Origin of the sequence: Mesorhizobium sp. M0898 (assembly GCF_040319695.1) — a bacterium.
In the GTDB taxonomy this organism is placed as follows: domain Bacteria; phylum Pseudomonadota; class Alphaproteobacteria; order Rhizobiales; family Rhizobiaceae; genus Mesorhizobium.
The window spans coordinates 18351-31805 of the sequence record NZ_JAMYOE010000008.1 but is presented as its reverse complement, the minus strand read 5'-3'; the positions used below and the strand labels follow the sequence as shown (position 1 = coordinate 31805).

Sequence of the window (13455 nt, the reverse complement as noted above, 5' to 3'; positions counted from 1 at the left end):
TTGTTCTTGCTTTGTGCCGGCAGCTATGCTACTAATTTCACTATAGTGCCAATTGGCCCCGAAGACCCGCCCGCCGAGGCGGGTTTTTGTTTCCGGCTTTGAAAGTGTTGCCGATCTGAGGTCTGAGGGACGGCCACCTTGGACAGCACCCCTTCTGCGCGCTCTCATGGCCGCCGCCGCTGAAGACATGCACGGATAAAGATTTCTTTATATCCCATTGTCGTCCCACTCCCGATCTGCTAGTCAGGCCGGCAACTCGCGCCCTCCGAAATGCCTTCGGGGCGGGCGCGTCCCGCAATCAATTCGCATCGGAGCACTGCCATGACGGGTAGCAAGGACTATGTGGTCGCTGACATCGCGCTTGCCGGCTGGGGCCGCAAGGAGATCGAGATCGCCGAAACCGAAATGCCCGGCCTGATGGCCTGCCGCGAGGAATTCGGCGACAAGAAGCCGCTCAAGGGCGCGCGCATCACCGGTTCGCTGCACATGACCATCCAGACGGCGGTGCTGATCGAAACGCTGAAAGCACTCGGCGCCGACATCCGCTGGGCTTCCTGCAATATCTTCTCGACCCAGGACCACGCTGCCGCGGCCATTGCCGAGGCCGGAATTCCGGTGTTTGCCGTCAAGGGCGAGACGCTGGAGGATTATTGGGTCTACACCGACAAGATCTTCCAGTGGGCCGATGGCGGCACCTCCAACATGATCCTCGATGACGGTGGCGATGCCACCATGTACATCCTGATCGGCGCCCGCGCCGAGGCCGGCGAGGATGTGCTGTCCAATCCGGGCAGCGAAGAGGAAGAGATCCTGTTTGCCCAGATCAAGAAGCGCATGCAGGCATCGCCCGGCTTCTTCACCAAGCAGAAGGAAGCGATCCGCGGCGTCACCGAAGAGACGACGACCGGCGTCAACCGGCTCTATCAGTTGCAGAAAAAAGGCCTGCTGCCGTTCCCGGCGATCAACGTCAATGATTCCGTCACCAAGTCGAAATTCGACAACAAATATGGCTGCAAGGAATCGCTTGTCGACGGCATTCGCCGCGGCACCGACACGATGATGGCCGGCAAGGTCGCGGTTGTCTGCGGCTATGGCGACGTCGGCAAGGGCTCTTCGGCTTCGCTCAAGGGCGCCGGCGCCCGCGTCAAGGTCACCGAGGTCGATCCGATCTGCGCGCTGCAGGCGGCGATGGACGGTTTCGAGGTGGTCACGCTCGAAGACGCGGCGCCGACGGCCGACATCGTCATCACCACCACCGGCAACAAGGACGTCGTTACCCTCGACCACATGCGCCTGATGAAGGACATGGTGATCGTCGGCAACATCGGTCACTTCGACAACGAGATCCAGGTGGCCTCGCTGCGCAACCTGAAATGGACCAACATCAAGCCTCAGGTGGATATGATCACCTTCCCGGACGGCAAGCGGATGATCCTTTTGTCGGAAGGCCGCCTGCTCAACCTCGGCAACGCTACCGGCCACCCGAGCTTCGTCATGTCGGCGTCCTTCACCAACCAGGTGTTGGCCCAGATCGAGCTGTACACCAAGCCCGGCCAGTACGAGAACCAGGTCTATGTCCTGCCGAAGCATCTCGACGAAAAGGTCGCGCGCCTGCATCTCGACAAGCTCGGTGCCCGCCTGACCGAACTGTCCGGCGAACAGGCCGCCTATATCGGCGTCACTCCGCAGGGACCGTTCAAGCCGGAACACTACCGCTATTAACCACGGCGAAACTTGCCACTAGATATTGAAGCCGGGCGATTGACTTTTCGCCCGGCTTTATTTTTGCGCTGATTGATTCTTCACGCCGATTCGCGCAAGCGCTATGGTGCTGATTCGCGGTCCGGGGACGAGGCCCGGGCGCACGCATCAGGGCGGTCTTGCATTCAGGCGGCGAAGAGGACCAAGACATGCCGGGGGATAACCCGCCTTGCGCGGGACAGGCCGTTTCCGGCGGCCATAACGATTCGATCACGGGCTCCGCTGCCAGAGGCGGCAGCCTTCTATGGCGCGCCGGCAGCCGTGTCGGGGTGCTGCTTGCTTCTTCCGCGCTGGTTGGTCCGCTGCTTGGCTTTACTGCACATGCCCAAACCCGCGTGGCGCAAAAGGCCGGGCTGTCGGTCAGCACGGTCGAGGTCATGCAACTCGCCATGTTCGTCGGCGTCATGGGGGCGGCATTGCTGTCGGCCATCTTTCTGATCCGCGAACGGGCGCGCACCGCGGCGGAAAATGCCGAGCTCAGGACCCGTATCGCCGACGTCAATGCCGCGCTGCAGCGCTCGGAGGCGCTGCTCCATTCCCGCGATCAGCGCGTGGTGGTATGGGCGGCCGAGAACAAGAAGCCCGAGCTTGTCGGGACATTGCCGATCGAGAGCGGCGCGCCGGAGGACCGGGCGGCCTTCCTGGCTTTCGGCCGCTGGCTGATGCCGCGTTCGGCGGCCGCACTCGAACATGCCGTCGCGGCACTGCGGGACAAGGCAAAGCCGTTCGATCTGGTCATCGAATCGCAGGCCGGCCAGCCGCTCGAGGTTCACGGCCGCAAGAGTGCGGCGCATGTGCTGGTTCGCTTCGTCTCGCTTTCGGAGACACAGCGAAGCCAGGCCAGGCTGAAGATCGAGAACCAGCGCTTAGCCGCCGACCATGAGACGCTGATCGGTCTTCTGGATGCGCTCAAGATGCCGTCATGGCTGCGTACTGTCGACGGGCGGCTGAAATGGGTCAACCGCGCCTATGCCGAAGCGGTTGAGGCCGAGAATGCCGAAGCGGCGGTCCGCGATGGCAAGGAATTCCTCGGTGGCCAGGCGCGCGACACGATCGCTGCGCAGCACAAGTCGCGCGCGGTCTTTGAACAGACGCTCTCCACGGTCATCGAAGGCGACCGCCGTATGTTTGCCGTGACCGATTTTGCCGGGGCGGATGGTTCGGCTGGTCTTGCCTGCGACATCAGCGCTATCGAGGCCATTCGCGCCGAATATGAGCGGACCATGCAGAGCCACGCCGACACGCTCGATCAGCTCAACACCGCCGTGGCGATTTTCGACACCGACGAGAAATTGCGGTTTTTCAATCAGGCGTTCCAGAAACTATGGGGCCTCGACAGCGGCTTCCTGCACAGCGCGCCGGACAACGCCTTGCTGCTCGACCGCCTGCGCAGCGAAGGCAAGATCGCCGAGCAGCCCGAATGGCGGCGCTGGAAAGAGAGCCTGCTCGGCGCTTACCGCGCGGTTGAATCGCAGGAGCATTGGTGGCATCTGCCGGACGGCAAGACCATTCGCGTCGTCGCCAATCCGCAGCCCAAGGGCGGCGTCACCTGGGTGTTCGAGAACCTGACCGAGAAGATGGACCTTGAAAGCCGCTACCAGACCGCCGTCCGGGTCCAGGGCGAGACGCTCGACAACCTCGCCGAAGGCGTCGCTGTGTTCGGCCCCGACGGCAGGCTGAGACTGTCGAACCCGGCGTTCGCGGCATTGTGGGGGCTGGATGCCGATGCCTCAAAACCCAACGTCCATGTCTCGACGATCCGCGACCTTTGCGACCGCCGTGCCGTCGACAGTCCGTGGGGCGGGTTCGTTGCCGCCATCACCGGCTTCGACGACGAGCGCCGCGACCGCCACGGCCAAACCGAATTGAACAACGGCACCGTTTTGCGCTACGCCGTCATCCCTTTGCCCAACGGCCAGGTGATGATGACCTTCGTCGACGTTACCGACAGCGTCAATGTCGAGCGGGCGCTGAAGGACAAGAATGAGGCGCTGCAAAAGTCCGACCAGATCAAGAACGAATTCGTGCAGCACGTCTCCTATGAGCTGCGCTCGCCACTCACCAACATCATCGGCTTTACCGAGCTTCTTTCACTGCCGTCGACTGGTCCGCTGAACCAGAAGCAACGCGAATATATCGGGCATGTCGGCTCGTCCTCCTCGGTCCTGCTCACCATCGTCAACGACATCCTCGACCTGGCGACGGTGGATGCCGGCATCATGGAACTCGACATTTCCGAAGTTCACATCGATCGAACCATTACGGCTGCCGCCGAACTGGTCGCCGACCGGCTGGAGGAACATGCGATCAAGCTCAGGATCGACGCGGCGGCCGCGCCGAAAACCTTCCACGGCGACGAGATCCGCGTCCGCCAGATCCTCTTCAATCTGCTCAGCAATGCCGCCAATTACGCGCCGGAGGCGAGCACCATAACGCTCGCCTGCCGCCAACTTGCCGACGGCGTGGAATTTTCCGTTCACGATGACGGCCCCGGCATGCCGCCGGACCTGCTTGACTCAGTGTTCCGGCGCTTCGAGCCGCGCACCAATGGCGGCCGCCGCCGTGGCGCCGGGCTCGGCCTGTCGATCGTCAAGAGCTTTGTCGAACTGCATGGCGGCAGCGTCCGCATCGAGACCGGCAGGGATAAGGGCACCACGGTTGTTTGCGCCTTTCCCGACACGCCGTCCGGCATCCGCGCGGCGGCCGAGTAGCGCGTTCGATGGCGGTATTGGTGCTGGAGCGTTTTCTCGCCGACGAGGCTGCGACGGCAAGGTTCGGCGAGGATCTCGCCATGTCGCTGCGCGTTGGCGACGTGCTCGCCCTCAAGGGCGATCTCGGCGCCGGCAAATCGACCTTGGCACGGGCGCTGATCAGGGCACTGGCCGACGATGCCGGGCTCGACGTGCCGAGCCCGACCTTCACGCTGGTCCAGAGCTACGACGCGCGTGTGCCGGTTCATCATTTCGATCTCTACCGCTTGGGCACCGCATCCGAGCTGGACGAGCTGGGCTTCGAAGAGGCGCTGACGCAAGGCGCCGCGCTGGTCGAATGGCCGGAGCGGGCAGAGGCATATCTGCCGAAAACCTCGGTGCTGGTCGAACTTCTCCAGCAGGGCGACGGCCGACTGGCGAGACTATCGGGAGAGGGCGCCGCCTTCGAGCGCGCGGCGCGATCGCTGGCAATGCGCGATTTTCTCGGGCAGGCCGGTTGGGGCGAAGCGCAACGACGATATTTCATCGGTGATGCCTCGGCTCGCTCCTACGAGATCGTCACGCTCGCCGGATTTCCGCCGCGCGTGCTGATGAACTCGCCAAGGCTGGTGCTCGGACCGCCAGTCCGCGACGGCAAACCCTATGCCGAGATCGCTCACACCGCGCAATCCGTTTCGGCGTTCGTCGCCATCGACCGGGCCTTGCGGGCCGGCGGCGTCAGCGTCCCGGAAATCCATGCCCAGGATCTCGAGCAGGGTTTTCTTCTGCTGGAGCATCTCGGTTCCCAAGGCTTCCTCGACAAGCGCGGCCAGCCGGTGGCCGCGCGTTATGCGGCGGCGGCCGAACTGCTTGCCATGATGCACGGCAAAACATGGCCGGCCCGCATGCAGGCCGGCCCCGGCGTCTTCCACGACGTGCCGCCTTTCGACCGCGACGCCATAATGATCGAGGCCGAATTGCTGGTCGATTGGTATGTCCCGGCGATATCAGGCGCTCCGCCTAGAGAGGCGCTGCGCGCCGGTTACCGCAGCGAATGGAGTGCGGTGCTCGATCGGCTGGAGGGGCGCGAGTACACGCTGATGCTGCGCGACTTTCATTCGCCCAACCTGATCTGGCGCGCTGACCGTTCCGGTCACGACCGCCTCGGCGTCGTCGATGTCCAGGATGCGCTGATCGGTCCGTCAGCCTACGACGTCGCCTCGCTCGCCATGGACGCGCGCGTCACCATCTCACCTGAAATCGAAAAGCACACGCTCGCCGCCTACATCGCCGCGCGACGTGCTGCCGGTGCCTTCGATGAGAACGAATTCCGCGAAAGCTATGCAATCATGGCCGCACAGCGCAATTCCAAGATCCTCGGCATCTTCGTGCGGCTCGAAAAACGCGACGGCAAGCCTTATTATCTGAAGCATCTGCCGCGCATCCGCGACTATCTTCGCCGGGCACTGGCGCATCCGGCGCTGGCCGGGCTGCAGGATTTCTACATCGCCCACGGCTTGCTGGAGGAACGCTCGATTTGACGGCTAAGGATTTGGGCCTGAAGGCGGCGGATGAGCAGCCGATGCCGACGACCGCCATGGTGCTCGCCGCCGGGCTCGGCAAGCGCATGCGGCCGATCACCGACACCATGCCGAAGCCGCTGGTCAAGGTCGCCGGCAAGACATTGCTCGACTGGGGGCTGGACTGCCTAGCCGGAGCCGGCGTCGCCAAGGCCGTCGTCAACGTCCATTACCTCCCGCAACAGATCGTGGACCATGTAGCCCGCCGCAGTGCGCCGAGAATCGTCATCTCGGATGAGAGTAGGGGCTTGCTTGACTCCGCCGGTGGTATCGTCAAGGCATTGCCCAGATTAGGCGCGCCCTTCTATGTGCTCAACGCCGACACCTTCTGGATCGACAGCGGCGTTTCCAATCTCAGGCGACTTGCCCTTGCATGGGAGGGCGCGACAATGGACATTCTGCTGATGCTTGCGGATCTCCAGTCGGCAACCGGACATAGCGGCGGCACCGATTTCCTGATGGCGCCGGACGGCGCCTTGCGGCGTGCGAACAACGATCCGGCCGGCCTGATCTATGCCGGCGCCGCAATCGTCCATCCGCGCATCTTCAAGGATGCGCCAGCCGGCCCGCTGTCGCTCAACGCCTATTTCGATGCGGCAATCGCCGCCGGCCGCCTGTTCGGCATGAAAATGCAGGGTCACTGGATTACTGTCGGCACACCTGACGCGATCCCGCGGGCGGAAGCAGCGGTCGCCGCCGCGCTTGCCGGCACGCCCAATGCTGTCGGTGAGGCACCCGGCGCTCTTACCGAGTCGAAATGAGCGGCTCCCGCCGCGTTTTCTCGATCCCGCCCGGAGCGCCGTTCCTGCCGACGCTGGCCGAGGCGCTGCTTGCGGGGCGCTTGGTTCCCGGCTTCGCCTATGACGGCGATCCGCTGGCGCTGGCCGATCTCACCATCTATGTGCCGACGCGCCGTGCGGCGCGGGCGCTTCGCGGCGTCTTCGTCGATGCTCTCTCGCGCTCGGGAAGCCGCTCGGCGATCCTGCCGGTCATCCGCCCGCTTGGTGAGTTCGATGAGGATGAAGCCGCCTTCGAGGCAGGAGGTTCGGCCGCCATCGACCTTGCGCCGCCGATCGCCGCGGTCGAGCGTCTTCTGCTGCTTGCGCCGCTGGTGCGGGCGTGGAAACGCCGCCTGCCGGCACATGTCGCGGCATTGTTCGACGAGGAGATCGTCATACCGGCCTCCGCCGCCGACGCCGTCTGGCTGGCGCGCGACCTTGCACGCCTGATGGATGAGATCGACACCGAAGGCACGGATTGGGCAAGGCTCGCCGACCTTGTAACCGGCAATCTTGCAGGCTGGTGGCAGGTGACACTCGACTTCCTGACCATCGTGACGGAGAACTGGCCGAACCTGCTCGAGGAACACCATCGTTCCAATCCGGCCGCGCATCGTAATGCCCTGATAAGGCTGGAGGCGGCGCGGCTGAAGCGTAATCCGCCAGCCGGACCGGTGATCGCCGCCGGTTCCACCGGCTCCATTCCCGCCACGGCCGAGCTGCTTGCCGTGATCGCCGGCCTGCCCAATGGCGCCGTTGTGCTGCCCGGGCTCGACCTGGCGTTGGATGAGCCGTCCTTTGCCGCGATCACCGCACCGGGCGCGCGCCCAGCCGTGCTTGGCCACCCGCAATATGGCCTGGCAAAGTTGATCGGCAAGATCGGCGTGCCGCGCGCCGATGTCGAGGAGATTGCTGTTGCGCCGCGACCGCTTGCGCTGCGCGCCGCACTTGTCGGCGAAGCGCTGCGCCCGGCGGAGACCACCGAGCTCTGGGCCGAGACGCGCGCCCGCTTTAGGGCCGGCGATATTGCCGAGGCCTTCGCCGAGGTGACGCTTCTCGAAGCCGCCAGCGAACGCGACGAAGCCGTGGCGATCGCCGTCGCGCTCAAACAGGCTGTCGAACGGCCCGGCCAGCGCGCCGCACTCGTCACCGGCGACCGCGCTCTGGCGCGGCGCGTCTCAGTCGAGCTGCTGCGCTTCGGCGTTGCCGCCGACGATTCCGGCGGCACGCCGCTGATCAACACACCAGCCGCCAGCCTGCTCAGGTTGGCGCTTCAGGCAGCCTTCCGCCCGGGCGACCCCGTCGCCCTGCTGTCGCTGCTCAAGCATCCCCTGCTTGGCCTCGGCCTGGAGCGGGCAAGCGTGCGCCATGCGGCCGAAATCGTCGAACTTGTGGCGCTGCGCGGTGGCACAGGGCGTCCGGACGTGGCGTCGCTGCCGCAGCTCTTCGACACCCGGCTCCTCGAATTCGACGGCAGCGGCAATCGCCGCCCACCCTTCTGGTGGCCGCGGCTTTCGGTCAGGCGCATCGAACAGGCGCGCGACCTGCTGATCCGGCTAACGGCCGCGCTGGCGCCGCTGGTTGCTCTTCGCGGCGACGAGAATGCCGATCTTGCCACTCTTGTGCGCGCCAGCGTCGTTGCGCTCGAAAGCCTCGGCCGCGCCGCTGACGGCAGCCCGAGCGAACTCTATGCGGGCGATGCCGGCGAAAAGCTCGCCGAGCTCTTGCGCGGGCTGGTCGCGGCCTCGGTGTCGTTCTCCTTCGCCGCTGACGAATGGCCTGACGTGATGGAGGCGCTGATCGCGCCCGAGACGGTCAAGCCGGCGCAGGGCACCGACAGGAACATCGCCATCTGGGGTGTGCTGGAAGCGCGGCTTCAGGATGTCGACACGCTGGTCGTCGGCGGCCTCAACGAAGGCGTGTGGCCGCGCAAGCCGGAGAGCGACCGCTTCATGTCGCGGCTGATGAAGACCGGCATCGATCTTGAACCGCCCGAGCGGCGCATCGGCCTTGCCGCCCATGATTTCCAGATGGCCATGGGCGTCAAAAAAGTGGTGCTGGCTCGCTCCGGCCGCTCCGGCGATGCACCGTCGGTACCTTCGCGCTGGCTGCAGCGCATCCTTACATTCGTCGGCGAGGACCACGCTGCTGCACTTCGCCGACGCGGCGACGAACTGCTTGCCTGGGCGCGTGTGCTCGATGCCGGCGAAAAGCAGGACTTTGCGCCGCGGCCGCAGCCGAAACCGCCGCTCGCCGCGCGGCCGCACCACTTCTCGGTCACCGAGATCGAAACGCTGCGCCGCGATCCCTATGCGGTCTATGCCAGAAGGATACTCGGCCTGATGCCGCTCGATCCGGTCATTCGCGATCCGGGCGCTGCCGAGCGTGGCACGCTGTTTCACGCCATTCTGCACCTTTTCGCAACGACGGTGGCCGACCCGCGCGCGCCGGAGGCGCTGGACGGGCTCATCGCCGCAGGCCGCTCCTGCTTTGCCGAGGCGGCGCTGCCGGCCGATGTCGAGGCGGTGTGGTGGCCACGCTTCGAAAAGCTTGCCGCCGGCATCATCGAATGGGAGCGCGGCCGGGCCGCAGCCGTGGCACGGCGGCACGCCGAGGAACGCGCCGAAAAGACCGGTGTGGGCCGATCCGGTGTGACCCTGTCCGGCTATGCCGATCGCATCGATCTGCTGGCCGGCGGCATGGCCGACATCCTCGATTACAAGACCGGCTCCTCGCCATCCAAAGCACAGGCGCACACGCTGCTCGCGCCGCAACTGGCACTCGAGGGCGCGCTGCTCAGGCGCGGCGCTTTCAAGGAGCTTGGCGCATGCGAGCCGTCGCAACTGGCCTTCGTGCGGCTGAGGCCGAATGGCGAAGTGTTCGAGGAATCCATCCTCGAATACAACCGCAAGCCGCGAACCGCCGCCGATCTCGCCGAAGAAGCGTGGGCGCGGCTGGAAAAACTGCTGATCCACTACGCCGACCCGGCGACCGGCTATCTGTCGCGGGCGCTGCCGTTCCGCGAGGGCGAGACCGACGGCGACTACGACCATCTCGCCCGCGTGCTCGAATGGTCCGCCGGCGGCGACGCCGATGACGAGGGAGGGGAGGCATGAAAAAGGCCTACCCCATTCCAAGCGACACTGCCGCGAGCCAGGCAAGCGCGTCCGACCCGCGCAATTCCGCCTGGGTGTCGGCCAATGCCGGATCGGGCAAGACCCATGTACTCGCCCAGCGCGTTATCCGGCTGTTGCTGCGCGGCACCGATCCGTCCAAGATCCTGTGCCTGACCTATACGCGTGCCGCCGCCGCCAACATGTCGAACCGGGTGTTTTCGACGCTGTCGCAATGGACGGCCCTGGGCGATGCCGAGCTCTCGACACGGATAGAGGCGCTGGACGGCCGCCAGCCCGACCGCGAAACCATGCGCCGGGCGCGGCGGTTGTTTGCCGGGGCGCTGGAAACACCGGGCGGGCTGAAGATCCAGACCATCCACGCCTTCTGCGAATCGGTGCTGCATCAGTTCCCGCTGGAAGCCAATATCCCTGCGCATTTCGAAATGCTCGATCCGCAAATGGAGGCTTCGCTGTTTGCCGCCGCCCGCCGCGACATGATTTCGGGCGGCGTTGCAGGCGATGCGGCATTGTCCGAGGCCTTCGCCACCGTGCTGGAGCGCGGCGGCGAGCATGGGCTCGACGCACTGCTGGCCGAGATCGTGCGCAAGCGCGATAGTTTGCGTGCGTTCATCGCCGCGGCCGGCGGCGATGGTTTTCAGGCGCTGTTCGACGAGTTCCATTTCCGCGCCGGCCAGACGGCCGAAGGTATAGCCGCCTCGGTCTGGCCGCTGCCCGGCTTCCTGCCGGATTATCTCGTCACCTTTTCACGGGCAGCCGAGGCCGCCGATGCGCGCATCGTGCTGAACAATCTGCTGCCATACGCCCGCCTTGCCTTTGCCGAGGAGGATCCGGTACGTCGCCTGAATTTGCTCTCCAAGGCTTTCCTGAGGGCCGACGGCGAGCCTTACGATCCGGCAAAGACGTTTAAGAGGGCATTGCTGGACCGGTTGCCCGATCTTGCCGAACGATATCTGGCGGCGGTCGACGCCATTCTCGAAATCTCCGACCGGCTGGCCTTGTTCAGGATGCTGGAAGGCACGCGTGCGGCGCTGACCATCGCCGACTGGCTGATCGCCCGCTACGAGCAATTGAAGCGCGCCCGGGGCTTCCTCGACTTCAACGACCTGATCACCCGCACGGTCCATCTACTGGCGCGGCCCGACGCCGGTCCATGGGTGCAGTACAAGCTCGACCAGGGCATCGACCACATCCTCCTCGACGAGGCGCAGGACACCAGTCCCGACCAGTGGGAGGTAGTCAAGCGGCTGGCGGAGGAGTTCTTTGCCGGGCTCGGCGCACGCGACGCCGTCCGCCGCACCATCTTTGCGGTCGGCGACGAAAAGCAGTCGATCTATTCCTTCCAGGGAGCCGCCCCGGACTCCTTTGCCGACAGCCGGCTTTTGTTTGCCGGCAAAGTCAGATCCGCCGCCGCCGCCTTCGCCGATCTCAAGCTAACCTGGTCGTTTCGCTCGACCGACGACGTGCTTGCGGCGGTGGATCGTGTCTTTGCTGACCCGAACGTGCGGCGCGGCATCAGCCACGATCCCGATCCGCTCGACCACAAGGCGATCCGCAACGATGCGCCGGGCTATGTCGACGTCTGGCCCTCGCTCGGCGCCGACATCGTCGACGAACCGGACGACTGGACGCAAGCGGTGGATCACGCCCACGCACCGGCGGTGCGCGTTGCCGAAAACGTTGCAGCGACCATTGCCGGCTGGATCGGCGGCGGCGAGGTCATCGAAGGGCGTGGCAAGAAACTCCGGCCCGGCGACGTGCTGGTGCTGGTGCGCAAGCGCGACCGCTTCGTCCATGCGCTGACACGGGCGTTGAAGCGCCGCGACATCCCGGTGGCCGGCGCCGACCGGCTCAGCCTGCCTGGCCATATCGCGGTGAAGGACCTGATCGCACTCGGTCATTTTCTCATCCAGCCCGAGGACGATCTGTCGCTGGCCGCCGTGCTGCGCAGCCCGATCTTCGATGTCTCGGAAGAGCAGCTTTTCGCGCTTGCTGCGGAGAGGCCATCGGGCGTCTCGCTGATCGCCTCGCTGCGCCGGCATGCCGGCGAAAGCGAGGCGTTGGCCGCCGTCGTCAGCCGGCTCGGCACATGGTCGAACGAGGCCGCATTCAAGCCGGTGTTCGAATTCTATGCTGCAGCTCTCGCCCGCGACGGCCTGCGCAAGAAGATGATCGCGCGGCTCGGGCCGGAGGCCGGCGACGTCCTCGACGAATTCCTGAATTTCTGCCTGGCCGAGGAGCGGACCGGCCTGCCGGGACTGGAATCCTTCCTGTCGACGTTGGAAAACGCCGGCCCCGAGATCAAGCGCGAAATGGACCAGACCCGCGACGAGGTTCGCGTCATGACCGTGCATGCCGCCAAAGGCCTGGAGGCGCCGGTGGTATTCCTTGTCGATGGCGGCTCCGCGCCGTTCAGTGACCAGCATCTGCCGAGATTGATGCCGTTCGAAGGCTCGGGCGACTGCTGGGAGGACAAGGGCTATCTCTGGCGTTCGGCCAGCGATGTCGCAAATGGGTTTTCACGCGCCGCATCGGCCCGCGCCCGCGAGCTCGCCGACGACGAATACCGCCGGCTGCTCTATGTCGGCATGACCCGCGCCGAGGATCGGCTGATCGTCTGCGGCTACCACGGCAAGCGGGCGCCGAATATCGGTACCTGGCATTCGATCGTCAGCCGCGCACTGGTCGGTGCCGCAGAGAGCGAAGAACGCCGGCATCCCGCCACTGGCGAGACCGTGCATCGTTTCCAGGTGACGAAACTGCCGCCCATGCCACCGGCGTCAGTGGATGAGGCACGACAGACTGAACGCTTTGCGCCATTGCCGGAAACCCTGTTCCGGCCTCTGCCGCCCTTCGAGGAATTGCCGCGGCCGCTCTCGCCGTCCGGCGCCTCGGTGCTGATCGACGAGGCGCGGCAAGCGGTGGCCGACACGCGTTCGCCGGTACTGGATGCCGACGCCGAACCCGGCTTGGCCGTCGTGCGCGGGCTGGCGCTGCACAAATTGCTGCAGATGCTGCCCGGCATCGCCGAGGGAACACGCCGGGATGCCGCCGAACGCTATCTGGCAAGAGCCGGCGCGGCATGGCCCGACGACGAGCGCGACAAGGCCCTGGCTGGCGTTTTCAGAATTCTTGCCGACAGCCGCTTCGCGCCGCTGTTTGCGCCAAACTCGCGCGCCGAAGTCGCCATCATGGGCAGCCTGGAGGTGAGGGGCAAACTGCGCTCGATTTCCGGCAAGATCGACCGGTTGGCAGTAACGCCGGACAAGGTTTCGATCGTCGACTACAAGACCAATCGGCCAGCGCCAGCTACGCTCGCCGAAGTGCCGCAAGCCTATGTTCTGCAGCTCGCACTTTATCGCGCGCTGCTTCAGCCGCTCTATCCGGGACGCGAGGTCTCGGCGGCGCTGCTGTTCACCGAAGCGCCGCGGCTGATCGAGCTGCCGGCAGCGGCCATGGACGACGCGCTTGCTAGACTCACGGGAGCGTGACACAACACTTGCTTGAAGAC

The 13455-nt window shown here is 65.3% G+C and carries 6 protein-coding genes; all 6 read left to right on the top strand.

The window, feature by feature from the left end:
- Window positions 1-321: 321 nt before the first annotated feature.
- Window positions 322-1722: an adenosylhomocysteinase gene (gene ahcY, locus NKH90_RS12050; protein ID WP_023677552.1), complete on the top strand. Its 1401-nt coding sequence runs from the start codon at window positions 322-324 to the stop codon at window positions 1720-1722.
- A gap of 188 nt (window positions 1723-1910) precedes the next feature.
- The gene (locus tag NKH90_RS12045; RefSeq protein ID WP_352472571.1) at window positions 1911-4472 is read left to right on the top strand and encodes a sensor histidine kinase; all 2562 of its coding nucleotides are present in this window, start codon (window positions 1911-1913) and stop codon (window positions 4470-4472) included.
- A gap of 8 nt (window positions 4473-4480) precedes the next feature.
- Entirely contained in the window at window positions 4481-5992 is a 1512-nt protein-coding gene (tsaE, locus tag NKH90_RS12040) for a tRNA (adenosine(37)-N6)-threonylcarbamoyltransferase complex ATPase subunit type 1 TsaE (protein WP_352819531.1), read from the top strand.
- 56 nt (window positions 5993-6048) lie between these two features.
- The gene (locus tag NKH90_RS12035; RefSeq protein WP_352540039.1) at window positions 6049-6792 is read left to right on the top strand and encodes a nucleotidyltransferase family protein; all 744 of its coding nucleotides are present in this window, start codon (window positions 6049-6051) and stop codon (window positions 6790-6792) included.
- Entirely contained in the window at window positions 6789-9926 is a 3138-nt protein-coding gene (addB, locus tag NKH90_RS12030; protein WP_352819529.1) for a double-strand break repair protein AddB, read from the top strand. The genes NKH90_RS12035 and addB overlap by 4 nt, the downstream gene beginning before the upstream one ends.
- Window positions 9923-13435 carry a double-strand break repair helicase AddA gene (gene addA, locus NKH90_RS12025; protein WP_352819528.1) on the top strand — a complete coding sequence of 1171 codons (3513 nt, stop codon included), beginning with the start codon at window positions 9923-9925 and terminating at the stop codon, window positions 13433-13435. The genes addB and addA overlap by 4 nt, the downstream gene beginning before the upstream one ends.
- Window positions 13436-13455 lie beyond the last annotated feature (20 nt).